Origin of the sequence: Variovorax ginsengisoli, assembly GCF_030486595.1 — a bacterium.
Classification (GTDB): Bacteria; Pseudomonadota; Gammaproteobacteria; order Burkholderiales; family Burkholderiaceae_C; genus Variovorax; species Variovorax ginsengisoli_B.
Window position 1 is genome coordinate 58712 of sequence record NZ_JAUJZH010000024.1, and the last position, 21908, is coordinate 80619.

The following is a 21908-nucleotide window of genomic DNA, read 5'->3' on the forward strand; positions in this document are numbered from 1 at the left end:
TGAAAGCGCCCACCATGAGCACAGAGTTCGAATCGCCCTCCCCGGTCACGGCCGAGCTGATGGAGCAGATCCTCTATCAGGTCAAGCGCGTGGTGGTCGGCCAGGACCGCTTTCTCGAACGCGTGATGGTCGCGATGCTGGCCGGTGGCCACCTGCTGGTCGAGGGCGTGCCCGGACTGGCCAAGACACTCACCGTCAAGACCCTGGCCGACACCGTGCGCGGCCAGTTCAAGCGCATCCAGTTCACGCCCGACCTGGTGCCGGCGGACCTGGTCGGCACCCGCATCTACAACCAGAAGACCGGCGAGTTCAGCACTTCGCTGGGCCCGGTGTTCGCCAACCTGCTGCTGGCCGACGAGATCAACCGGGCGCCGGCCAAGGTGCAGAGCGCGCTGCTCGAGGTCATGCAGGAGCGCCAAGTCACGATCGCCGGCGAGACCCACAAGGTTCCTCGCCCCTTTCTCGTCATGGCGACCCAGAACCCGATCGAGACCGAGGGCACCTATCCCCTGCCCGAGGCGCAGGTCGACCGCTTCATGATGAAGGTGCTGGTCGACTACCCGAGCGACGAGGAAGAGTTCGTGATCGTCGAGCGCGTGATCGGCCCGCCGGTCGAGGCCGTGCCGGTGGCGACCACCGACCAGCTCGCGGTCCTGCAAGCCGAGGCCCAGCGGGTCTATGTCGACCCCTCGCTGATCCAGTACGCGGTCCGGCTGGTGTCGGCCACGCGCACCCCCGAGAAGCACGGCCTGAAGGACATGCGGCGCTTCATCACCTTCGGCGCCAGCCCGCGCGCCAGCATCAACCTGACCCAGGGCGCCCGCGCGCTGGCCCTGCTGCGCGGCCGCAGCTACGCCTTGCCCGAGGACATGACCGCGCTGGTGCCCGACGTCTTGCGGCATCGCGTGACGCTCTCGTACGAGGGCCTCTCCGAGGGGCTGACGCCCGACAGCCTGGTCGACCGGATCATGCGGGCCGTGCCCGCGCCAGCCAAGCCGCTAGAGCATGAAAAGCTGGTGGCCTAAGCGCGGCAAAGCCGCGAACGACGAGCGGCTCGCGGCGGTCGAGGCCGCGGCCAGCGGCGTCGAGCGGGCGCTGCGCCGCCTCGAATGGACAGTGATCCGCCGGCTCGATGGCCTGCTGCAGGGCGACTACCGCACCTTGATGCGCGGCACCGGCCTGGACCTGGCGGACCTGCGCGAGTATCAGCACCACGACGACGTGCGCCACATCGACTGGAACGTCACGGCGCGGCTGCAGACGCCGCACGTGCGCGTCTTCACCGAAGACCGCGAGATGGCGGCCTGGTTCGTGCTGGACCTGAGCCGCTCGGTCGACTTCGGTTCCGGCGTCAGGGCCAAGCGGGAGATCTCCGCCGGCTTCGTCGGCGTCATCGCACGCCTGCTCACGCGCCACGGCAACAGGGTCGGGGCGATGGTCTACGGCAACGACGTCGAAGCCGTCATTCCGCCGCGCACCGGCCGGCGCCATGTGCTGCACCTGCTGCATGCGATGGAGCGCCGCTCGGCCGAGCGCGTGCCCGACCAGAAGGGCATGACCCGGCTGGCCGACCTGCTCAAGTCCGCCGCCGTGCTGATCCCGCGCCGCTCGACGGTGTTCGTGGTCTCCGATTTCGTCACCGAGCCCGGGTGGGAGCGGGCGCTGTCGCACCTGGTCCAGCGCCACGACGTGGTCGCCGTGCGCCTGTTCGACCCGCTCGAGCTCGAGCTGCCCGACCTCGGCCTGGTGCCGCTGCGCGATGCCGAGACCGGCGAGCAGCTGTGGGTCGACACGCATGACGCGGGCTTTCGCAAGCGCTTCGCGCGCATCGCCGCCGAGCGCGAAGCCGCCCTGCGCGAAGCGCTGGCCAAGATCGGAGTCGACGCGCTCGAGCTCTCGACCGCGGACGACCTGGTCGAAGCCATCGTGCGCTTCGCGGACATGCGCAAGCGCCGCGTCAGGCGCGGACAATCGAACTCCAAGATGGTGGCCGCATGAACTTCCTCTGGCCTCAATTTCTCTGGCTGCTGCTGGCGCTCCCGCTGCTGGTGCTGCTGTACCTCTGGCTGATCCGGCGCAAGAAGAAGCTGGCGCTGCGATTCGCCAGCCTGTCGATCGTGCGCGAGGCCATGAGCGCCGGCCAGAGCGTGCGGCGCCACATCCCGCCGCTGCTGTTCCTGCTGGCCCTGACCGCGATGCTGATCGCCGCCGCGCGGCCGATGGCGGTGGTGGTGCTGCCGTCGAACCAGCAGACCATCATCCTCGCGATGGACGTGTCGGGCAGCATGCGCGCGGCCGACGTCCAGCCGAACCGGCTGGTGGCCGCCCAGGAGGCGGCCAAGAGCTTCCTGAAGGAACTGCCGCGCACCGTCAAGGTCGGCATCGTCGCCTTCGCGGGCAGCGCGCAGGTGGCGCAGCTGCCGACCACCAACCGCGACGACCTGGTGACCGCGATCGACTCCTTCCAGCTGCAGCGCGCCACCGCCACCGGCAATGCGATCGTGGTGTCGCTCGCCACGCTGTTCCCCGACGCCGGCATCGACATCTCCGACTTCTCGCCCAAGAGCCGCCAGACCGGCGTCGCCATCGACCGCGCCGGCAAGCCGCCGCCGAAGGAGTTCACGCCGGTTGCGCCGGGCTCCTACACCTCGGCGGCGATCATCATGCTGACCGACGGCCAGCGCACCACCGGCGTCGATCCGCTCGATGCGGCCAAGGTGGCGGCCGAGCGCGGCGTGCGCGTCTACACGGTCGGCATCGGCACGGTCGACGGCGAGACCATCGGCTTCGAGGGCTGGTCGATGCGGGTGCGCCTCGACGAGGAAACGCTCAAGGCGATCGCCAACAAGACCTCCGCCGAGTACTTCTATGCCGGCACCGCCAACGACCTCAAGAAGGTCTACAACACGCTGAGCTCGCGGCTCACGGTCGAGAAGAAAGAGACCGAGATCTCCGCCCTGTTCGCGATGGGCGCCGCCGCGCTGGCACTGCTGTCGGCCGGCCTGTCGCTGCTCTGGTTCAACCGCATCCTGTAGGGACGACGGATGTTCGATCTCGCGGGCAAGGTCGCGCTCGTCACGGGCGGCAATGGCGGCATCGGCCTCGGCATGGGGCTGGGCCTGGCCAGGGCGGGTGCGCGCGTCGTGGTGGCGGCGCGCAATGCGCAGAAATCGGCAGCGGCCGTCGAAACCTTGAAGACGGCGGGCAGCGACAGCTTCGCGCTCGAGGCCGACGTGACGAACGAAGCCTCGGTGGCGGCGCTTTTCGAGCAGCTTGCGGCACGCTGCGGCCGGCTCGACATCCTGGTCAACAACGCCGGCACGACGGTGCGCAAGCCCGTGGACCAGCTCGCGCTGGCCGAGTGGCACCAGGTGATGGACACCAACCTGACGAGCGCCTTCCTGTGCTGCCGGGCCGCGCATCCGCACCTCCGGGCGGCCGGCGGCGGCAAGATCATCAACATCGGCTCGATGATGTCGATCTTCGGCGCGCCGTATGCGCCGGCCTACGGCGCGAGCAAGGGCGGCATCGTGCAGCTCACCCGCGCGATGGCCGCGTCGTGGGCGGCCGACGGCATCCAGGTCAACGCGGTGCTGCCGGGCTGGATCCAGACCGACCTGACCGATGGCGCGCGGGCCCAGGTGCCGGGACTCAGCGAACGGGTGGTGGCCCGCACCGCGGCCGGCCGCTGGGGCCGGCCCGAAGACCTGGCGGGCATCGCGGTGTTCCTCGCCAGCGCGGCGTCGGACTTCGTGACCGGCACCGCGATCCCGGTCGACGGCGGCTACTCGATCGCGGCATAGGGCCGGGGGCCCTCGCGGCCGGGCATCGGAAAAGCCGATGCAGCTGCAAGGAAAAGGCGACTTTCTAGCGCGGCGCCGCGCCCACATCATCGACTCCATCGCATAAGCAATGGAGTTGGACGAGATGATTCGAACGGGCGAACAACAAGCGAACCCCTTCGCGCCCCCTGCAACGCCCTCTTTTCGATTCGACGGCTCGGGCACGCTGTGCCGCCTGGGGCTGATCTACATCGCCTCGAGCATCGTCATGGACGCCGAATGGGCCGCCATGGCGGCGCCCGGCGTTTCGGTCCACACCACGCGCATCAAGCTGCCCAAGGTGACGGTAGAGGGCATCGAGCAGATGATGGATTCGCCCGAGCTGGCGCAGGCCGCGCGCCTGGTGGGCTCGGCTCCCATCGACCTGCTGTGCTTCGGCGGCACCAGCGCCTCGTTCCTGCACGGCACCGCCTACGACCATGCGCTGATCGCCAAGATGAAGCAGTGGGTGCCCGGGCCGCTGATCAACACGGCATCGACCGCCACGCTGGCGGCGCTCAGGAAGGTCGCGGCCGGCAAGGTCGCGCTCGCCACGCCCTATGTGGACGCGGTGCACGCCAAGGCGATCCGATTCCTGGAAGAGAACGGACACCCCGTCGTGCGCCATGCCAACCTGCGCATCGACGAGGACCGCGCGCTGGCCGAGGTGCCGCTCTCGCAGGTCTACGACCTGGTTCGCTCGGTGGACCATCCCGAAGCCAGCGCGATCTTCATCAGCTGTACCAATTTCCGCTCGGTCGGCGCCATCGAGGCGCTGGAGCAGTCGCTCGGCAAGCCGGTCATCTCGGCGGTGCAGGCCTCGTTCTGGCACTGCCTCGAATTGCTGCAGATCGCGGGCGCCCGACCCGGCTACGGGCAGCTCTTCGACGGCCGCCTCGCGCCCGGGGCCTGACAACCCGTTTCGTCTCCACCTGCTTTCCAACTCTCCGAGGAACTTCGCCATGCAACCCTTTCGACGTCTTCTTTGCGCCGCGGCCTGCGCCTTGCTGGCCACCGGCGGCGCCCAGGCACAGACCGCGCTCGACAACATCGTCAAGTCCGGCGTGATCCGCATCGCGGTGCCCACCGACTACCCGCCCTACGGCTTCGTCGGCATCGACCTGCAGCCGCAGGGACTGGACATCGACATGGCGCGCTACGTGGCCGGCAAGCTCGGCGTCAAGGCCGAGCTGGTGCCGGTGACCAGCACCAACCGCGTGCCCTACCTGCAGACGCGCAAGGTCGACATCGTGATCTCGACCTTGGCGCGCAACGCCGAGCGCGAGAAGGTGGTCGACTTCACGGCCGCTGCCTACTCGCCCTTCATCAGCGCCGTGTTCGCGCCCAAGACGCTGGCCATCAAGAGCTTCGCCGATCTGGACGGCAAGTCGGTGGGCGTGACGCGCGGCACCATCGAGGACCAGGAGCTGACCAAGGTGCTGCCCAAGGGCGCCAACCTGATGCGCTTCGAGGACCATGCCGCCACCATCACCGCGATGGGTGCCGGCCAGGTGGCGGCGGTGGGCAGCGGCCAGCCGGCGGTCTCCAAGCTGATCCAGAACCAGCCGCAACTGGGCCTGGAGAACAAGCTGATGCTGAGCCAGAGCCCGAACTTCATCGGCGTGCCGAAGGGCGAGGACAAGCTGCGCGAGCGCATCAACGAGATCGTGGTCGAGGCCCGCAAGTCGGGCGAGTCGGACAAGATGTCGACCCGGTGGCTGGGCCGCGCGGTGGGCGACATCCCGATGTAGACGATCGCGGCAGAGGGCTCAGCCCATCTGCAGCAGGATGTCGCGGACACGGTCCAGCGAAGGATCGATGTCGTCGGTGTCGATCGCGCCGAAGCCCAGCATCAGGCCCTGGCGGGGCGCCCCGAAGTGCGAGAAGACCTCGAGCGGGTAGAGCCCGACGTCGACCCGGCGCGCCAGCCTCGGCAGGGTGTCCATGTCGATCGGCTTTCTGCAGATCGCCGCCAGGTGGATGCCCGCGGTCGCCGGCACCCGTTCGAACCACGGCGACAGGTCACCGTCGAAGCGCCGCATGATGCGCTCGCGCCGCTCGGCATAGACCGCGTGGCAGCGCCGGATGTGCTTGTGGAGGCCGCCGTCCGCGATGAACTTGGCCAGCGCCCACTGGGCCGGCGTGGCCGTGTGCCAGTCGCTCAGGTGCTTGGCGATGCAGACTGCCTGCAGGATCGCCGGCGGCGCGATCAGATAGCCCAGCCGCAGTTCGGGCGACAGGGTCTTCGAGAAGGTGCCGACGAAGGCGACGCTGCCTCGCGTGTCCATGCTCTGCAGCGAGTCGGTCGGTCGCCCCTCGTAGCGGAATTCGCTGTCGTAGTCGTCCTCGATGACGATCGCGCCGATCGCGTGGGCGCGGGCCAGCAGCGCCTCGCGGCGGCGCTGGCTCATCGGCATGCCGAGCGGAAACTGGTGCGCCGGCGTCACGTAGATGAGCCGCGTGCCGTCCGGGATCCGGTCCACCTGCAGGCCCTCGGCATCGACCGCAATGCCCACCACCTCGGCCCCCTGGGCGGCGAAGAGCAGGCGTGCCGGCGGATAGCCGGGCTCTTCCACCGCCACCAGGCTGCCCGGCTCGACCAGCACCCGGGCCACCAGGTCGAGCGCCTGCTGGGCGCCGTTGGTGACGATGACGTCATCGACGCCGCAGCGCACGCCGCGCGCAAAGGCGGCGTGCCGGGCGATCGCCTCGCGCAGCACCGGCATGCCCTCGACCGGTCCGTACAGGCCGCGCGAGCGCGCCCCTTCGCGCAGCGCGTGCAGCACGCAGCGGCGCCATTCGGCGTGCGGGAACAGGCTGCGCGCGGGCGCCCCGCCGATGTATTCGTAGCGCGAGTGGCCGGCCGGCGCCTGGTGCCGCAGCGGCGTGTCCATGCGTCGCCAGCGCTCGGCGACGGCCGCGCCGGCGAAGGACGGGCTCGCGGCCGGCGGCGGCGCGGACCGCGCGCTGTCGGCGACAAAGGTGCCGCTGCCGACGCGGCCGACCAGCAGCCGGTCGAAGGTGAGCCGCGCATAGGCTTCCGACACGGTCTTGCGCGACAGGCCGAGCTGCTCGGCCAGCAGGCGCGAGGGCGGCAGCTTCTCGCCCGCGGCCAGCCGGCCGGCCCGGATCGAATCCCTGAGCTGCCGGTAGAGCTGACCGGCGAGGTCCTTGTCACCGTCGATGACGACGTGCAACTCCATGCGATTGGACTCCTGCAAATGGCCCGGATTGGCCGCCCGCGAAGGGGTCGGGGCTTTTTAGCATGACGCCATCCCCCTCACCCAACGGAGCAACACCATGGAACAACGTCTCGATTTCTACAAGGCTTCCCCCGACGCGCTGAAGGCGCTGATCGCGCTCGAGGTGGCGGTCGGCAAGCTGGGCCTCGAACCCGCCCTGCTCGACCTCGTGAAGCTGCGCGCCTCGCAGATCAACGGCTGCGCCTTCTGCGTCGACCTGCACGCCAGCGACCTGCGCAAGAAGGGCGAAACCGAGCGGCGCCTGTATGCCGTCCCGGTGTGGCGCGAGACGCCCTTCTTCACGCCGCGCGAGCGGGCCGCCCTGGCCTGGACCGAAGCCCTCACCCAGGTGGCGACCCACCACGCGCCCGATGCCGACTACGACGCCCTGAGTGCCGAATTCAGCGAGCGCGAACGGGTCGACCTGACACTCGCGATCGGCGTGATCAACAGCTGGAACCGGCTGTCGATCGGCTTCCGCAAGACCCTGACCGTGTAGGCGGCGCGCCATGCTCCTACCACTGCTGGCCTCGCTGCCGCTGGCCGGATCCGGCTGGCGCGCGGGCTGCATCGCGCTGGTGCTGGTGGCGCGGCTGGCGCAAAGGTCAGCTGCGGCCCACAGACGCCGTTGCTTGCGAGTAGCATCGCGCTGAAACGCCCCTCCCAGGCGTTGCTCGACGTGCCATGAACACCTCGCCAAGCTCCCGGGGCCTGCCCCGACGCAGCATCGCCGCCGCAGTGATCGCCTTGCCGGCCTTCTGGATTGGCGCTCGCGCGCAGCCCGCGGCGCCGCGGCGACCCACACCCTCGCAGACCGAGGGCCCGTTCTATCCGGTGACGCTGCCGGCCGACACCGATGGCGACCTGCTGCACAACGGAGCGTTGAACTACGCCACCACCCAGCCGGCCTGGGTCGACGGCACGGTCACCGACCTCGACGGCCGCGCGCTGCGCGGCGCCCAGGTCGAGATCTGGCAGTGCGACGAGGCCGGCCACTACCATCACCCGGGCGACGGCGACCGCGCCGATCGCGCCTTCCAGGGCTTCGGGCGGGTGGCGGTCGATGCCGACGGACGCTATCGCTTCCGCACCCTCCGGCCGGTGCCCTACACCGGGCGCACGCCCCACATCCACTTCAAGGTCAAGCTGGGCACGCGCGAACTGCTGACCACCCAGCTCTATGTGGAAGGCGCGCCGGGCAATGCGCGCGACGGGCTCTGGCGCCGCCTCTCGGAGCCCGAGCGCGCCGCGCTCACCGTGCCCTTCGAGCGCGCGCCGGACGGCTGGAAGGCCAGCTTTCCGATCGTCGTCGCCGCCTGATCCGCCGTCAGTCGGCCAGCCGCCCTGCGGTGAGCCGCAGCACCCGGTCGCAGCGTGCCGCCAGGCTCTCGTCGTGCGTCACCATCACGAAGGCGGTGCCGCGGTCGCGCGCCAGTTGCAGCATCAGCGCGAAGACGCCGTCGGCGGTGGCGCGATCGAGGTTGCCGGTGGGCTCGTCGGCCAGCACGCAGTCGGGCGCGGTGACCAGCGCGCGCGCGATCGCCACCCGCTGGCGCTCGCCGCCCGACAGCTCCGCCGGCCGGTGCTGCACCCGCTCGCCCAGGCCCACGGCCGTCAGCATGGCGACCGCCGAAGCGCTCGCTTCGGTCGGCGCGGTGCGGCGGATCTTCAGCGGCATCGCCACGTTGTCGAGCGCGCTGAACTCCGGCAGCAGGTGATGGAACTGGTAGACGAAACCCAGGTGCCGATTGCGCAGCCGGCCTTGCTTGGCGGCATCGACATGGGCGATGTTCTCGCCGTGCAGCTCGACGCTGCCCGCGGTCGGCGCGTCGAGCCCGCCCATCAGGTGCAGCAGCGTGCTCTTGCCCGAGCCGGAGGCGCCGACGATGGCCAGCGTCTCGCCGGCATGCACATCCAGATCGACCCCATGCAGCACGGTGAGATCGATGCGGCCCTCGTGGAAGCGCTTGGTCAGCCCGCGGACCTTCAACACCACGTCATTCATAGCGCAGGGCCTCCGCCGGGTTGACGCGGCTGGCGCGCCAGCTCGGGTACAGCGTGGCGGCGAAGGCCAGCACCAGCGAGATGATGGTGATCGGCAGGATGTCGCCGCGCTGCGGATCGCTCGGCATCTTGCTGATCAGGTAGATGTCCTTGGGCAGGAAGCTGGCATGGAACAGGCGTTCGAGCGCCGGCACGATGACATCGATGTTGTAGGCGATGCCCAGCCCCAGCAGCAGCCCGCCGAGGGTGCCGATGACGCCCACCATCGCACCCTGCACCACGAAGATGCCCATGATGCTCTTCGGGCTGGAGCCCAGCGTGCGCAGGATCGCGATGTCGGCGCGCTTGTCGGTCACCGTCATCACCAGGGTCGAGACCAGGTTGAAGGCCGCCACCGCGACGATCAGCGTGAGGATGATGAACATCATGCGTTTCTCGACCTGCACCGCCGCGAACCAGGTCTTGTTGGCGCGGGTCCAGTCGCGGATCAGGAACTGGCCCGGCAGCGTGGCCGCCAGCTGGTCGGCCACCTCGCGCGCCTGGTGCAGGTCCTTGAGCTTGAGGCGCACGCCGGTCGGGCCCTCGAGGCGGAACACGCGGGCTGCGTCCTCGGCGTGGATCATCGCCAGCGCCGAGTCGTACTCATAGTGGCCCGAGTCGAAGGTGCCGACCACGGTGAAGGGCTTGAAGCGCGGCATCACGCCGGCCGGCGTGACCTGGCCGCCGGGTGCCACCAGCGTGACCTGGTCGCCGACCCGCACGAACATCGAACGCGCCAGCTCGATGCCCAGCACGATGCCGAACTCGCCCGGCACCAGCTTGTCGAGCGCGCCCTGCTGGGCGGTGGTCGAGATGTCGGTCACCTGCGGCTCGAGCTTCGGGTCGATGCCGCGGATCAGGGCGCCCTTCATGTCCTCGCCGCGTGCCAGCAGCGCCTGCGCCGCGACGAAGGGCGCGACGCCGATGACCTCGGGGTTCTTGCGCGCCTCGGCCATGATGGCGTCGATGTCGCCCAGCGCCTGGCCGTCGCGCGAGAAGATCTCGATGTGCGAGATCACGCCGAGCATGCGGTCGGTGACTTCTTTCTGGAAACCGTTCATCACGCTCAGCACGATGATCAGCGCCGCCACGCCCAGCGCGATGCCGAACATCGAGACGCCGGAGATGAAGGAGATGAAGCCGTTGCGCCGCGTGGCCCGGCCGGCTCGGGTGTAACGCCAGCCGAGTTGCAGTTCGTAGGGGAGTCGCATAAGGAAACAATTGTGGCATCCCGGACAATAGGCCCCATGTCCGCACCCCCCAATGCCCGCCACCTGCTCATTCCCTTCGCCGGCCGGGGCTCTCCCGCCTGCCGCGCGGCACTGGCTGGCCTCCGGCTGCCGAAGCTCGAAGCCTTGCTGGCCCGGCTCGCGCGGGTGCACGAGGACACCCAGGACGACAGCACCCGCTCGCCGCCGCACGAGCGCGCGCTGGCAGATGCCCTCGGCATCGCGGCCGCCGATGGCTGCATACCCTGGGCCGCGCTGGAAGCGAAACGATCCGGCCTGGGCCCGACCGAGGGCGGCCAGGCCTGGGGCGTCGCCACGCTGTGTCACTGGCAGGTGGGCATCGACGACGTGATGCTGGGCGACCCGGCCGCGATCGAGATCGAGGCCGAGGAATCCGATGCGCTGCTGGCGGCGGCCCTGCCCTTCTTCGAGGAAGACGGCATCGCGCTGCATGCCTCGGCGACGCCGGGCCGCTGGCTGGCGCAGGGCCCGATCTTCGACGGCTTGGCGACGGCGTCGATCGATCGCGCGGTCGGCTTCCCGATCTCGCAGTGGTCGCCGCTGTCCGACGCCGGGCGCCCGCTGCGCCGGCTGCAGAACGAGATGCAGATGCTGCTCTACACCGAGCGCGTGAACGACGCCCGCACCGCCCGCGGCGTACCGCCGATCAACTCCTTCTGGCTCAGCGGCACCGGCGGCCTGCCCGCCGGCTTCACCGTGCCGCAGGTCAGCCCCACCGTGGCCGATGCGCTGCGCACCCCTGCCCTGCGCGACGACGGCGCCGGCTGGGCCTCGGCCTGGCTGGCCCTCGACGCCGGGCCGGTGGCCGAACTGCTGGCCGCCTGCAGCGCGGGCGAAGCCGTCACGCTGACGCTGTGCGGCGACCGCAGCGCGCAGCGCTTCGCGGTCCGGCCGCGCGGGTTGGCCGCCTGGGCCAAGGGGCTGTTCAGCCGCCCGACGGCGGCCTCCTTCCTCGAGGCGCTGTGACCATGAAGATCCTGGCCAGGGACATCCCGCCGCGCAGCGCCTGGGCGCTCGAGCAGGCCGGCGTGCATCCGCTGCTGGCGCGGCTCTATGCCGCGCGCGGCGTGCTGTCGAAGGATGAACTCGACGACGGCCTGGCGCGGCTGCTGCCGCCGACCACGCTGCGCGGTGCGCGCGAGGCCGCCGTGCTGCTGGCCGACGCGATCCGCGACCAGCGGCGGCTGTGCATCGTCGCCGACTACGACTGCGACGGCGCGACCGCCTGCGCGGTGGCGGTGCGCGGCCTGCGGCTGCTGGGGGCACGCCATGTCGGCTACCTGGTGCCCGACCGGGTGGTCGACGGCTACGGCCTGACGGCGCCGATCGCCGAGCGCGTGGCCGACAGCGGGGCCAACCTGCTGATCACGGTCGACAACGGCATCGCGAGCGTCGATGGCGTGGCGGCGGCGAAGGCACGCGGCCTCGCGGTGCTGGTGACCGACCATCACCTGCCGGGTCCGGTGCTGCCCGCGGCCGATGTGCTGGTGAACCCGAACCAGCCCGGCTGCGAATTCGACAGCAAGAGCATCGCCGGCGTCGGCGTGATGTTCTACGTGCTGCTGGCGCTGCGCACCGAACTGCGCACGCGCGGGGTGTTCGACCTCGCCAACCAGCCCAAGCTCGACGCCCTGCTGCCGCTGGTCGCGCTCGGCACCGTCGCCGACGTGGTCCGTCTCGACGCCAACAACCGCCGCCTCGTGGCCCAGGGACTGCGCCGCATCCGCGCCGGTGCGATGCCGGTGGGCATCGCCGCGCTGTTCAAGGCCGCCGGGCGCCAGGCGGCAGCGGCCACCACCTTCGATTTCGGCTTCGCGCTCGGGCCCCGCATCAATGCGGCGGGCCGGCTGGCCGACATGACGCTCGGCATCGAATGCCTGCTGACCGACGACAGCAGCCGCGCCGACGAACTCGCGCGCCTGCTCGACGGCATCAACCGCGAGCGGCGCGACATCGAAGGCGGCATGCGCGACAAGGCCCTGCTGCTGGCAGAGACGCTGTTCGACGACAGCCTGGCGCCGCCGGCCGCGATCAGCGTCTTCGGCGCCGACTTCCACGAAGGCGTGGTCGGCATCGTGGCCTCGCGCATCAAGGACCGCTTCCACCGGCCGACCTTCGTCTTCGCGGCCAGCGCCGCCGACGGCAAGGCGCACGAGCTCAAGGGCTCCGGGCGCTCGATCCCCGGCTTCCACCTGCGCGATGCGCTCGACCTGGTCGCCAAGCGCCATCCGGGCGTGCTGCTGCGCTTCGGCGGCCACGCGATGGCGGCCGGCTGCACGGTGGCGCGCGAGCAGTTCCCGGTCTTTGAACAGGCGCTGGCGCAAGTCGCGCAGGAGTGGCTCGACGCCGCCACCCTGACGCGCCGGCTCGACACCGACGGGCCGCTGGCGCCCGAGTACCTGCGGGTCGACATGGTCGACACGCTGCATCGCGAAGTCTGGGGCCAGGGCTTCGCGCCGCCGACCTTCAGCGAGGAAGTCGAGGTGGTGTCGCAGCGCCTGGTCGGCGAGAAGCACCTGGCACTCAAGCTCAGGCACCGCGGCAAGCCCGTGGACGGCATCTGGTTCGGTCACACCGAGCCGCTGCCGCCGAAAGTGGTACTGGCCTGGCGGCTCGATGCGGACGAATGGCAGGGCGTGCGGCGGGTGCGCTTCCTCGTCGAGGGAGCCGAGATCTAGGTCCCCGATTGTTTCCAGTCCGTTAACGCCGCTGTTCCGTTTGCGGCGGTTGCAAGGTGGGGTTCGGCATCAAACTTCTCCTCACCAACCAACCCTGTGAAGGAACCGAAATGAATGCCTCGAAAGTCCTCGCCGCCGCTGCCCTCACCTTGCTGGCCGCTGCCGGCGCCCACGCGGAAACCTACGACGGCGTGCACGCGCTGACCTCGTCTGCCAGCCGCTCCGAAGTGGCGGACCAGGGCGTCGTCGCCGCACGCGCGGGCAACGCCTATGGCGAGGCTGCCAGTTCCGGCGCGCAGCGCTTCACCTCCACCGCCAGCCGCTCGGCCGTGAATGCCGAAGCGGTCGCCAAGGCGCACGACCCGTTTGCCAGCCTCGACCGCCGTGCGTTCTATCGCGACCAGGTGCCGAGCGCCTACAGCAAGCCGAAGGTCTCGTTCTCGCGTCAAGCCGCGCTCTAACGCGCTCAACGCGAGAAGACCTGATTGAGCCCGATCGCGTAGCCCCGGACACGGTCCGGGCCGGTGCGCGCGGCGCTCATGTCGACACTGATGGTCGGCGTCAGATTGAAGCGCAGGCCGGCGCGCGTGGTCCAGGTGTCGAAGGCGCGAAAGCGCTCGGCCACCAGCCACAGCTTGTCGTTGAGCGCCCAGGCCCCCTGAAGCCCGCCGCGGCCGGTTCGCTCGCCGCTGCCCGGTGTCCAGTCATAGCCCAGGTTGGCATTGATCCACAGACTGTCGAGCGCGTGCCAGGTCACGGGCACGACGAACTGGCCGCCCGCGCGACCTCCGTGCGTGGCATCCCATACGGCACTGAAGAACAGGGCGGCACTGAGATCGGTCTTGTCCGGCTGCTCGGTGAATGTCCATTTGAGTTGCGGACCGACGCCATAGGCATACTGGCCCGGCACCGACGCGCGGTCGATGTTGAAGCCGAGCTCGACCGGCCCGACCCGGCATGCAGGGCCCAGGTGGTAGTCGGTGACCGGCGCAGTGCCGAAGCGCCCGCCCCACACCTCGTACTGGCATTGGCCCGGGTCCAGCGTGCCCGCGTCATCGATGTCGAAGTGCCCGCCCGCATGTCCCGGCATAGCGAGCAGGCTGAGCAGCGGGAGAAGAAGCAGACGGGCCATGGCGGCGCATTCTAGGAGCCTCGCGTGACTCAGATTTCAAACTGGGGCTGCAGTTCGCGAATGCGTTTCATTGCGACGCCCGCCGCGGCCGTGCGGGTCTCGACGCCCAGCTTCACGTACACCCTTTCGAGATGCTTCTTGGCGGTGGCCGGACTGCTGCCGAGGATCTCGCCGATGTCCTTGTTGGTCTTGCCCTTGACCACCCAGTACAGCACCTCGGCCTCGCGTGCCGTGAGCTTGAGGCTCAGGCTCATGGCCTCGATCACCGCGGTGTCCGACACCTCGCGCATGATGATCAGCCAGTCGTCGCCCTCGTCGTCATGGCCGGTCTGCTGGTGCAGCCGCAGGCTGAGGCTCGAGGCACCTTGCGCGATCGCCAGGGCCGGCGGTTCGATCTGGCGCTGCTGCGCATCGGGCAGGTGGCGCCGCAGCCACTCGAGCACCGCGGGCGGCGTCACCGGCGCGCTGGTGCCGCAGTAGCGCAGCAGCATCTCGCGCGCCAGCGCGGTCTGCCAGATCAGCTTGCCCTCGGGCATGCGCACCGTGATGCTGGCGTAGCCGAAGGCATCGAGCGCATTGCGCGCCTGTCCCGCCTGCTGCGCTTCCTGGCGCGCCCGCCGCGCGCCCTGCAAGTGGACGTTCATGCGCGCCAGCACCTCCTTCGGCTTGATCGGCTTGGTCACGTAGTCGACGCCGCCCGCCTCCAGTGCCGCGACCAGGTGCTCGGTCTCGGTGAGTCCGGTCATGAAGACGATCGGGATATGCGCGGTCGCGGCATCGGCCTTGAGCCGGCGAGCGACCTCGAAGCCGTCGATGCCCGGCATCATCGCGTCGAGCAGCACGATGTCGGGCCGCGCCTGCGCCGCGCGCTGCAGCGCCTGCTCGCCGCTGGTGGCGACCAGCACGGTGTAGCCTGATTCGTCGAGCGCATCGTGCAGCACCGCGAGGTTGTCGGGCACGTCGTCGACGATCAGCACCAGGTCGCTGTTGCCGCCGCTGCCGCGCAGCGTATCGACCAGCATCGGGGGATCGTTCGGGCCGCTCATGGCGTGGTCCCGACGGCCGCGCTCAAGGCCCGGCTCATGGCCTCGAACTGGAATTGCCGCGCCAGCGCGCGCTGGGCGCCGGTCCAGGCCGCGCATTCGGGCTGCGCGGCGTCGATGTCGTCGAGTTGATTCATGATGCCTCGAAAATAGCCCAGGCCCACCGCCTCCTCGAGCGCCCGCAGGCGCGCGGTCGAGGGCAGCACCACCGCGGCCGGTTCGGCCACGGGCGGCGCGGCCGGCGTCTCGGTCCACTCGATGCCGAGCCGGCGCTCGAGCCAGTCGAGCAGCTCGCTGTGGCGCACCGGCTTGACGAAGAAATCGTCGGGCGTGATGCCGACGTCGTTGTCCAGCCGCTTGTCGAAGGCGTTGGCCGAGACGATCGCCACCGCGGCGTCGGCCAGCCCGAGCGCGCGCGACCGGCGAATGGTCTCCCAGCCGTCGATGCCCGGCATCGCGAGGTCGACGAACATCGCATCCGGGCGCCAGCCGGCCGCGACCAGGTCCAGCGCATCGTGGCCGCTGGCGGCGGTGCGCAGCTCGAAGCCCAGCGGCGCCAGCACCTGCACCAGCAGCTCGCGATCGGCTTCCTCGTTGTCGACCACCAGCAGGCGCCGCTGCCCGCCCTCGAAGCCGCGGCGCAGCCGGGGCACCGGCGCCGATACGCGACGGCCGCTGCCGGCGGGCATCTCGTGCACGCGCGGCAGGAACAGCCGCAGGCTGAATACCGAGCCGACACCGGGCGTGCTCTGCACGTTCATCTCGCCGCCCATCAAGTCGATCAGCATCTTGGCGATGGTCAGTCCCAGGCCGGCGCCGGGCGCCGCCGGTCCGGCCGTGGCGCCGCGGGCGAAGGGCTCGAAGATGCGGCCCAGCTCCTCGGCCGACATGCCCGGCCCGGTGTCCTCGATCTCGATCGCGGCGAACTCGCGCGCATAGCGCAGCCGCAGCGTGACCTGCCCGGCGGCGGTGAACTTGATCGCGTTGCCCAGCAGGTTGATGAGGATCTGCCGCACCCGCTTCTCGTCGGCGCGCACCAGCTCTGGCAGGCTGCCGCTGGGCTCGAAGCGGAAGGCCAGCCCCTTCTCTTCGGCAGCGAGCTCGAACATGTCGGCCAGCTCGCTCATCAGGTCGGCGAACTGCATCGGGCGCGCATTCAAGGTCAGCTTGCCGGCCTCGATGTGGGCGATGTCCAGCGTGCCTTCGATCAGCGACAGCAGATGCTCGCCGCCGCGCTTGATCACTGCCACCGCCTGCCGTCGATGCGGCGGCACGGCCGCATCCTCGCCCATCAGCTGCGCGTAGCCCAGGATGCTGTTGAGCGGCGTGCGAAGCTCGTGGCTGATGGCGCTGATGTAGCGGCTCTTGGCCTGGTTGGCCTGGTCGGCTGCGCGCTTGGCCTCTTCGGCGATGCCGCGCGCCTGGTCGGCGCTCTGCTTGGCCGCCTGCAGCGCCCGGTCGGTCTTGCGGTGCAGCTCGATCTCGCGCACCAGCAGGTGGGTCTGGCGGTTCGATTCCTCTTGCGCCACCTTGCGGCTCTGGTGCGCCAGCACCAGCCACCAGGCGACGATGCCCGCGATCACCAGCAGCGCCATGTAGGCCTTGAGGAAACCCGAGCGCAACGAGGCCGGCTGGGTGCCGGCCTGGGCGCCCTCGCCCAGCAGCGCGTCCCCGAGCGCGCGCAGCTCTTGCTGGTACAGCACGCCGAAGACGCCGGCCAGCAGCGGCACGACGATCAGCATCAGCAGCAGGAAATGGCCGAGTCCGGTGTCGAGGTAGGGCCAGACGCGGCGCGGCAGCAGCCAGCGCAGGGTGCCCGACCATTGCGCCGACAGGCTCGCCTGCGGCTTGCAGAGATCTCCGCAGCGCGCGTCCAGGGTGCAGCAGAGTGAGCAGATGGCGCCCTGGTAGGCGGGACAGTGCGCCATGTCCGGGCCTTCGTATTCGCCCTCGCAGATGACGCAGCGCTGGGTGCTGAGCCTCCGGTAGCTGCCGGCGCCGGATTCGACGCGGGCCCAGCGGATCGCCGACCGATGGGTCGACGGCGCGAAGGGCGCGGCACCGTCCTCGTGCGAGACCCGCGCGATGTAGTACTTGCCGCGCGTGGCCCAGGCGATCAGCGGTGCGGCGACGAAGGCGGTGCCCAGCGCGATCAACGCCGAGAAGGCCTGCGCCAGGGGCCCGAAGACGCCGAGGTGGGCGGTGATCGACAGCCCCGAGGCCAGCGCCATCGCGCCGACGCCGACCGGGTTGATGTCCCACAGGTGGGCCCGCTTGAACTCGATGCCCGGCGGCGACAGGCCCAGCGGCTTGTTGATGACCAGGTCGGCCACCACCGCCATCATCCAGGCGATCGCGATGTTGGCGTAGAGGCCCAGCACGTCGCCGAGCGCCTCGAACACGTTCATCTCCATCAGCATGAAGGCGATCAGCGCGTTGAACACCACCCACACCACGCGGCCCGGATGGCTGTGCGTGACGCGCGAGAAGAAATTGCTCCAGGCCAGCGAGCCGGCATAGGCGTTGGTGACGTTGATCTTGAGCTGCGAGATGACGACGAAGATCGCGGTCGCCGCCACCGCCCAGCCGTAGTTCGGGAACACGTACTCGTAGGCCGCCAGGTACATCTGGTTCGGATCGACTGCGCGCTCGGGCGGCACCATGTGGCTGATCGCCAGGTAGGCGAGCAAGGCGCCGCCCAGCATCTTGAGCACGCCCAGCACCACCCAGCCCGGCCCGCCGGCCAGGACGCCGGCCCACCAGCGGCCGCGGTTGGCCGCCGTGCGCGCCGGCATGAAGCGCAGGTAGTCGGCCTGCTCGCCCATCTGCGTGATGAGAGCGATGCCGACCGTCAGCGCGGCACCGAAGAGGTGCAGATCGAAGCCATCCAGTTTCGATTTGGAACCGATGTAGTGCGTCACGCCGGCGAACGCACCAGGATCGCGCGCGAGCACGTAGCCGAAGGGCACGACCAGCATCAGCAACCAGACCGGCTGGGTCCAGACCTGCAGCCAGCTGATGGCCGAGATGCCGTGCGTGACCAGCGGGATCACCACCAGCGCGCAGACCAGGTAGCCCCAGACCGGCGGGATGCCGAGCGCGAGTTCGAGCGCATAGGCCATCACCGCGGCCTCCAGCGCGAAGAAGATGAAGGTGAAGGAGGCGTAGATCAGCGAGGTCAGGGTCGAGCCGATGTAGCCGAAGCCGGCGCCGCGTGTGAGCAGGTCCATGTCGACGCCGTAGCGCGCGGCATAGACGCTGATCGGCAGGCCCGCCAGGAAGATGATCAGCCCGGTGACCAGGATGGCCCAGAAGGCGTTGACGAAGCCGTACTGCACCAGCAGCGTGGCGCCGACCGCCTCCAGGATCAGGAAGGAGGCGGCGCCGCCGAAAGCCGTGCTGGCGACCCGCCATTCGGACATCCGGCGGAAGCGCTGCGGCGTGTAGCGCAGCGCGTAGTCTTCCAGCGTCTCGCGGGCGACCCAGCTGTTGTAGTCGCGCCGGACCTTGACGATGCGCTGCGGCGCTTCGTCGCTCGGAGCGGGGGGGATGGCTGGGAGATCCACACCGCATTGGTGCAGCTTTCGTGCCACGGCACGACTGTTGCAACTGTCGGTGACTGCCCAATAATGGCCTGCCCCAAGACGCCACCTCCGCACCCATGGAACTCACACCGCGCGAAAAAGACAAGCTGCTGATCTTCACCGCAGCCCTGCTGGCCGAACGGCGCCGGGCCCGCGGGCTCAAGCTCAACTACCCCGAGGCCGTGGCGCTGATCTCGGCCGCCGTGATGGAGGGCGCGCGCGACGGCAAGAGCGTCGCCGCGCTGATGAGCGAGGGCCGCGCGGTGCTGACCCGGGCCGACGTCATGGACGGCATCGCCGAGATGATTCCCGATATCCAGGTCGAGGCGACCTTCCCGGACGGCACCAAGCTGGTGACCGTGCACCAGCCGATCGTCTGACGGCATCTCTTCGCAGCTTTCCGCACAACAACAAGGACACCATCATGCGCATCACCCGTACCGCACCCGTTCTCGCGCTGCTGCTCGCGACCCTGCCGCTGGCCGCCAGCGCGCACACCGGGGTCGACGCCGGCCTGCACCACGGCTTGCTCGCCGGCTTCCTGCATCCGCTGACCGGCGCCGACCACTTGGCGGCGATGGTCGCGGTCGGCCTCTGGAGCGCCCTCACCGCCCGCCGGGCCTGGCCCGACCTGCTGTGGGCGCCATTGGGCTTCGCCTCGATGCTGCTGGCCGGTGCGCTGGCCGGGCTGGCCGGCGTGCAACTGCCGGCGGTCGAACCGATGATCGCCGCCTCGCTGCTGGTGCTGGGCCTGCTGGTCCTCACGCAACGGCGCCTGCCGCCGCTCGTGGCCGCCGCGCTGGTCGGCGTCTTCGCGGTCTTCCATGGCATTGCGCACGGCCAGGAACTGGCCGGCGAATCCGGCGCCGCCCTGACCCTGGCCGGCATGCTTGCCGCCACCGTGCTGCTGCACGCGGCCGGCATCGCCGCGGGATGGGCGTTGCGCCACGGCCATCGCTGGCTGCCGCGCATCGCGGGCGCCGCGGTGGCGCTGTTCGGCGTCGCGCTGCTCGGCGGCGCACTGGCCTGAGGCGGCATCGATGATCCCTGGCGAACTCATCACCGACGAGGGCGCGCATGTCCTCAACCCGGGCCGCCGCGCCATCACGCTGGTGGTCCAGAACACCGCCGACCGGCCGATCCAGGTCGGCTCGCACTACCACTTCGCCGAGACCAACGGCGCGCTCGGCTTCGACCGCGAGGCCGCGCGCGGCATGCGCCTGAACATCGCCTCGGGCACCGCGGTGCGCTTCGAGCCCGGCCAGCAGCGCACCGTCGAGCTGGTGGATTTCTCCGGTGACCGCGTCATTTACGGATTTCGCGGCCTCGTTCAAGGAAAGCTCTAGATGGCAACCATCGGGCGGCGTGCCTACGCCGAAATCTTCGGCCCCACCGTGGGCGACCGCATCCGTCTCGCCGACACCGACCTCGTGATCGAGGTCGAGGAAGACTACACGCTGCACGCCGGCGGCTACGGCGAGGAAGTGAAGTTCGGCGGCGGCAAGACCATCCGCGACGGCATGGCACAGGGCCAGCGCACCCGCGCCGAGGGCACGGTCGACACCGTGATGACCAATGCGCTCATCCTCGACCACTGGGGCATCGTCAAGGCCGACATCGGCCTGAAGGATGGCCGCATCGTCGCCATCGGCAAGGCCGGCAATCCCGACGTGCAGCCGGGCGTCGACATCGTGATCGGCGCCGGCACCGAGGTGATCAGCTGCGAAGGCAACATCGTCACGGCGGGCGGCATCGACAGCCACATCCACTTCATCTGCCCGCAGCAGATCGAGGAAGCGCTGGCCTCCGGCGTGACCACCATGCTGGGCGGAGGCACCGGCCCGGCGACCGGCACCTTCGCGACCACCGCGACGCCGGGCCCCTGGCACATCGAGCGCATGCTGCAGGCGGCCGACGCCTTCCCGATGAACCTCGGCTTCCTCGGCAAGGGCAACGCCAGCCTGCCGGCTTCGCTGCACGAGCAGATCGATGCCGGCGTGATCGGCCTCAAGCTGCACGAGGATTGGGGCACCACGCCATCGGCGATCAGCAACTGCCTGGACGTGGCCGATGCCACCGACACGCAGGTGGCGATCCACAGCGACACGCTCAATGAATCGGGCTTCGTCGAGAACACCATCGCGGCCGTGAAGGGCCGCGGGATCTGCGCCTTCCATACCGAAGGCGCGGGCGGCGGCCATGCGCCCGACATCCTGCGGGTGGTGGGCGAGGCCAACTTCCTGCCCTCGTCGACCAACCCGACGATGCCCTACACCGTGAACACGCTCGACGAGCACGTCGACATGCTGATGGTGTGCCACCACCTGGACGCCGGCATCCCGGAGGACCTGGCCTTCGCCGAGAGCCGCATCCGCAAGGAGACCATCGCGGCCGAGGACATCCTGCACGACCTCGGCGCGATCAGCATGTTCAGCTCCGACAGCCAGGCCATGGGCCGCGTGGGCGAGATCGTGATCCGCTGCTGGCAGACCGCCCACAAGATGAAGGGCCAGCGCGGCAAACTGCCCGAGGATGTCGAACGCAACGACAACTTCCGCGCCAAGCGCTATGTCGCCAAGTACACGATCAATCCGGCGCTGGCGCACGGCATCGCCCACGAGGTCGGCAGCATCGAGGTCGGCAAATGGGCCGACCTGGTGGTCTGGAAGCCGGCCTTCTTCGGCGTCAAGCCCTTCACGATCATCAAGGGCGGCACGATCGCGATGGCGGCGATGGGCGACCCCAACGCCTCGATCCCGACGCCGCAGCCGGTGCACTACCGGCCGATGTTCGGCGCCTACGGCGGCTCGCTCTCGCGCAGCTCGCTGACTTTCGTCTCGCAGGCGGGGCTGGCGGCGGGCATCGGCGAGCGCTACGGGCTCGCCAAGACGCTCAGCGCGGTGAAGAACGTCCGCGGCGTGCGCAAGCAGCACATGGTGCACAACGCGCTCACGCCGTCGATGGAGATCGACCACCAGACCTACGCGGTGCGTGCCGACGGGCAACTGCTGGTGTGCGATCCGGCGGCGTCGCTACCGATGACGCAGCGGTATTTCTTGTTCTAGTCCGGGTTCGGGTGCGCGCGGATCGACAATCCGCCTCATCCGAACTCTCT

22 protein-coding genes are annotated in these 21908 nt (G+C 69.8%); 16 read left to right on the forward strand and 6 right to left on the reverse strand.

Annotation, left to right across the window (positions count from 1 at the left end; genetic code table 11):
- The first annotated feature begins 14 nt into the window (after window positions 1-14).
- The 6 genes from QZH52_RS27355 to QZH52_RS27380 all read left to right on the forward strand — a co-directional run bounded on the left by QZH52_RS27355 (window position 15) and on the right by QZH52_RS27380 (window position 5572).
- A complete protein-coding gene (locus QZH52_RS27355; protein WP_286524957.1) occupies window positions 15-1025 on the forward strand; it encodes an AAA family ATPase in 1011 nt (336 codons plus the stop codon).
- On the forward strand, window positions 1006-1998 hold the full coding sequence (locus QZH52_RS27360; protein ID WP_301813890.1) for a DUF58 domain-containing protein: 993 nt from the start codon (window positions 1006-1008) through the stop codon (window positions 1996-1998). The genes QZH52_RS27355 and QZH52_RS27360 overlap by 20 nt, the downstream gene beginning before the upstream one ends.
- Window positions 1995-3035: a VWA domain-containing protein gene (locus tag QZH52_RS27365; protein WP_286524960.1), complete on the forward strand. Its 1041-nt coding sequence runs from the start codon at window positions 1995-1997 to the stop codon at window positions 3033-3035. Before QZH52_RS27360 ends, QZH52_RS27365 begins: the two co-directional genes overlap by 4 nt.
- A 9-nt stretch (window positions 3036-3044) precedes the next feature.
- Window positions 3045-3803, forward strand: coding sequence for an SDR family NAD(P)-dependent oxidoreductase (locus tag QZH52_RS27370; RefSeq protein WP_301813892.1), 759 nt, complete (start codon window positions 3045-3047; stop codon window positions 3801-3803).
- Between the two features lie 124 nt (window positions 3804-3927).
- Window positions 3928-4734 carry a maleate cis-trans isomerase family protein gene (locus tag QZH52_RS27375; RefSeq protein ID WP_301813893.1) on the forward strand — a complete coding sequence of 269 codons (807 nt, stop codon included), beginning with the start codon at window positions 3928-3930 and terminating at the stop codon, window positions 4732-4734.
- 49 nt (window positions 4735-4783) lie between these two features.
- Complete coding sequence (locus tag QZH52_RS27380) at window positions 4784-5572, forward strand: transporter substrate-binding domain-containing protein (protein WP_301813895.1); 789 nt, start codon at window positions 4784-4786, stop codon at window positions 5570-5572.
- An 18-nt stretch (window positions 5573-5590) separates the two neighbouring features.
- Here QZH52_RS27380 and pdxR read toward each other — a convergent pair whose 3' ends face one another.
- Window positions 5591-7024 (reverse strand): MocR-like pyridoxine biosynthesis transcription factor PdxR, encoded by a 1434-nt coding sequence (gene pdxR / locus QZH52_RS27385; protein WP_301813897.1) that lies wholly within the window; start codon window positions 7022-7024, stop codon window positions 5591-5593.
- A gap of 97 nt (window positions 7025-7121) precedes the next feature.
- On the opposite strand from pdxR, the gene QZH52_RS27390 reads away from it, so the two are divergent.
- From QZH52_RS27390 to QZH52_RS27400, 3 genes are read left to right on the forward strand one after another with little or no spacing between them, the layout of a single operon-like run.
- Entirely contained in the window at window positions 7122-7562 is a 441-nt protein-coding gene (locus tag QZH52_RS27390; protein ID WP_301813898.1) for a carboxymuconolactone decarboxylase family protein, read from the forward strand.
- Between the two features lie 10 nt (window positions 7563-7572).
- Window positions 7573-7716 (forward strand): hypothetical protein, encoded by a 144-nt coding sequence (locus tag QZH52_RS27395; RefSeq protein ID WP_301813899.1) that lies wholly within the window; start codon window positions 7573-7575, stop codon window positions 7714-7716.
- A 31-nt stretch (window positions 7717-7747) separates the two neighbouring features.
- On the forward strand, window positions 7748-8383 hold the full coding sequence (locus QZH52_RS27400; RefSeq protein ID WP_301813901.1) for a protocatechuate 3,4-dioxygenase: 636 nt from the start codon (window positions 7748-7750) through the stop codon (window positions 8381-8383).
- A gap of 7 nt (window positions 8384-8390) precedes the next feature.
- Here the strand turns inward: QZH52_RS27400 and lolD are convergent, their stop codons facing one another.
- Both lolD and QZH52_RS27410 read right to left on the reverse strand, forming a co-directional pair.
- Window positions 8391-9068: a lipoprotein-releasing ABC transporter ATP-binding protein LolD gene (lolD, locus tag QZH52_RS27405; RefSeq protein WP_301813902.1), complete on the reverse strand. Its 678-nt coding sequence runs from the start codon at window positions 9066-9068 to the stop codon at window positions 8391-8393.
- Window positions 9061-10317 (reverse strand): lipoprotein-releasing ABC transporter permease subunit, encoded by a 1257-nt coding sequence (locus tag QZH52_RS27410; protein ID WP_286524982.1) that lies wholly within the window; start codon window positions 10315-10317, stop codon window positions 9061-9063. The genes lolD and QZH52_RS27410 overlap by 8 nt, the downstream gene beginning before the upstream one ends.
- Window positions 10318-10353: 36 nt before the next feature.
- Here QZH52_RS27410 and QZH52_RS27415 point away from each other — a divergent pair, with 36 nt between their 5' ends.
- The 3 genes from QZH52_RS27415 (at window position 10354) to QZH52_RS27425 (ending at window position 13495) form a co-directional block, all read left to right on the forward strand.
- Window positions 10354-11322: a hypothetical protein gene (locus QZH52_RS27415; protein ID WP_301813903.1), complete on the forward strand. Its 969-nt coding sequence runs from the start codon at window positions 10354-10356 to the stop codon at window positions 11320-11322.
- 2 nt (window positions 11323-11324) lie between these two features.
- Window positions 11325-13034, forward strand: coding sequence for a single-stranded-DNA-specific exonuclease RecJ (recJ, locus tag QZH52_RS27420; protein ID WP_301813904.1), 1710 nt, complete (start codon window positions 11325-11327; stop codon window positions 13032-13034).
- 110 nt (window positions 13035-13144) lie between these two features.
- Complete coding sequence (locus QZH52_RS27425; protein ID WP_301813905.1) at window positions 13145-13495, forward strand: alpha/beta hydrolase; 351 nt, start codon at window positions 13145-13147, stop codon at window positions 13493-13495.
- A 5-nt stretch (window positions 13496-13500) separates the two neighbouring features.
- Here QZH52_RS27425 and QZH52_RS27430 read toward each other — a convergent pair whose 3' ends face one another.
- The 3 genes from QZH52_RS27430 to QZH52_RS27440 are packed head-to-tail and all read right to left on the reverse strand — an operon-like array spanning window position 13501 to window position 18775.
- Window positions 13501-14166, reverse strand: coding sequence for a PA4824 family protein (locus QZH52_RS27430; protein WP_301813906.1), 666 nt, complete (start codon window positions 14164-14166; stop codon window positions 13501-13503).
- Between the two features lie 29 nt (window positions 14167-14195).
- A complete protein-coding gene (locus tag QZH52_RS27435; protein WP_301813907.1) occupies window positions 14196-15212 on the reverse strand; it encodes a response regulator transcription factor in 1017 nt (338 codons plus the stop codon).
- The gene (locus QZH52_RS27440) at window positions 15209-18775 is read right to left on the reverse strand and encodes a hybrid sensor histidine kinase/response regulator (protein WP_436411639.1); all 3567 of its coding nucleotides are present in this window, start codon (window positions 18773-18775) and stop codon (window positions 15209-15211) included. The genes QZH52_RS27435 and QZH52_RS27440 overlap by 4 nt, the downstream gene beginning before the upstream one ends.
- Window positions 18776-18870: 95 nt before the next feature.
- On the opposite strand from QZH52_RS27440, the gene QZH52_RS27445 reads away from it, so the two are divergent.
- Genes QZH52_RS27445 through ureC form a run of 4 tightly spaced genes read left to right on the forward strand, consistent with a single transcriptional unit; the run spans window position 18871 to window position 21858 of the window.
- Entirely contained in the window at window positions 18871-19173 is a 303-nt protein-coding gene (locus QZH52_RS27445) for an urease subunit gamma (RefSeq protein WP_286369833.1), read from the forward strand.
- 44 nt (window positions 19174-19217) lie between these two features.
- Entirely contained in the window at window positions 19218-19823 is a 606-nt protein-coding gene (locus tag QZH52_RS27450) for a HupE/UreJ family protein (RefSeq protein ID WP_301813909.1), read from the forward strand.
- A gap of 10 nt (window positions 19824-19833) precedes the next feature.
- The gene (locus QZH52_RS27455) at window positions 19834-20139 is read left to right on the forward strand and encodes an urease subunit beta (RefSeq protein ID WP_286506267.1); all 306 of its coding nucleotides are present in this window, start codon (window positions 19834-19836) and stop codon (window positions 20137-20139) included.
- Window positions 20140-21858 (forward strand): urease subunit alpha, encoded by a 1719-nt coding sequence (gene ureC, locus QZH52_RS27460; RefSeq protein ID WP_301813910.1) that lies wholly within the window; start codon window positions 20140-20142, stop codon window positions 21856-21858. It begins immediately after the preceding gene.
- Window positions 21859-21908: the final 50 nt, after the last annotated feature.

Bases quoted from the DNA above. Each gene is read 5' to 3' on its own strand.
- QZH52_RS27355 (WP_286524957.1), top strand. From the start codon at position 15: ATGAGCACAGAGTTCGAATCGCCCTCCCCGGTCACGGCCGAGCTGATG.
- QZH52_RS27360 (WP_301813890.1), top strand. From the start codon at position 1,006: ATGAAAAGCTGGTGGCCTAAGCGCGGCAAAGCCGCGAACGACGAGCGG.
- QZH52_RS27365 (WP_286524960.1), top strand. From the start codon at position 1,995: ATGAACTTCCTCTGGCCTCAATTTCTCTGGCTGCTGCTGGCGCTCCCG.
- QZH52_RS27370 (WP_301813892.1), top strand. From the start codon at position 3,045: ATGTTCGATCTCGCGGGCAAGGTCGCGCTCGTCACGGGCGGCAATGGC.
- QZH52_RS27375 (WP_301813893.1), top strand. From the start codon at position 3,928: ATGATTCGAACGGGCGAACAACAAGCGAACCCCTTCGCGCCCCCTGCA.
- QZH52_RS27380 (WP_301813895.1), top strand. From the start codon at position 4,784: ATGCAACCCTTTCGACGTCTTCTTTGCGCCGCGGCCTGCGCCTTGCTG.
- pdxR (WP_301813897.1), bottom strand. From the start codon at position 7,024: ATGGAGTTGCACGTCGTCATCGACGGTGACAAGGACCTCGCCGGTCAG.
- QZH52_RS27390 (WP_301813898.1), top strand. From the start codon at position 7,122: ATGGAACAACGTCTCGATTTCTACAAGGCTTCCCCCGACGCGCTGAAG.
- QZH52_RS27395 (WP_301813899.1), top strand. From the start codon at position 7,573: ATGCTCCTACCACTGCTGGCCTCGCTGCCGCTGGCCGGATCCGGCTGG.
- QZH52_RS27400 (WP_301813901.1), top strand. From the start codon at position 7,748: ATGAACACCTCGCCAAGCTCCCGGGGCCTGCCCCGACGCAGCATCGCC.
- lolD (WP_301813902.1), bottom strand. From the start codon at position 9,068: ATGAATGACGTGGTGTTGAAGGTCCGCGGGCTGACCAAGCGCTTCCAC.
- QZH52_RS27410 (WP_286524982.1), bottom strand. From the start codon at position 10,317: ATGCGACTCCCCTACGAACTGCAACTCGGCTGGCGTTACACCCGAGCC.
- QZH52_RS27415 (WP_301813903.1), top strand. From the start codon at position 10,354: ATGTCCGCACCCCCCAATGCCCGCCACCTGCTCATTCCCTTCGCCGGC.
- recJ (WP_301813904.1), top strand. From the start codon at position 11,325: ATGAAGATCCTGGCCAGGGACATCCCGCCGCGCAGCGCCTGGGCGCTC.
- QZH52_RS27425 (WP_301813905.1), top strand. From the start codon at position 13,145: ATGAATGCCTCGAAAGTCCTCGCCGCCGCTGCCCTCACCTTGCTGGCC.
- QZH52_RS27430 (WP_301813906.1), bottom strand. From the start codon at position 14,166: ATGGCCCGTCTGCTTCTTCTCCCGCTGCTCAGCCTGCTCGCTATGCCG.
- QZH52_RS27435 (WP_301813907.1), bottom strand. From the start codon at position 15,212: ATGAGCGGCCCGAACGATCCCCCGATGCTGGTCGATACGCTGCGCGGC.
- QZH52_RS27445 (WP_286369833.1), top strand. From the start codon at position 18,871: ATGGAACTCACACCGCGCGAAAAAGACAAGCTGCTGATCTTCACCGCA.
- QZH52_RS27450 (WP_301813909.1), top strand. From the start codon at position 19,218: ATGCGCATCACCCGTACCGCACCCGTTCTCGCGCTGCTGCTCGCGACC.
- QZH52_RS27455 (WP_286506267.1), top strand. From the start codon at position 19,834: ATGATCCCTGGCGAACTCATCACCGACGAGGGCGCGCATGTCCTCAAC.
- ureC (WP_301813910.1), top strand. From the start codon at position 20,140: ATGGCAACCATCGGGCGGCGTGCCTACGCCGAAATCTTCGGCCCCACC.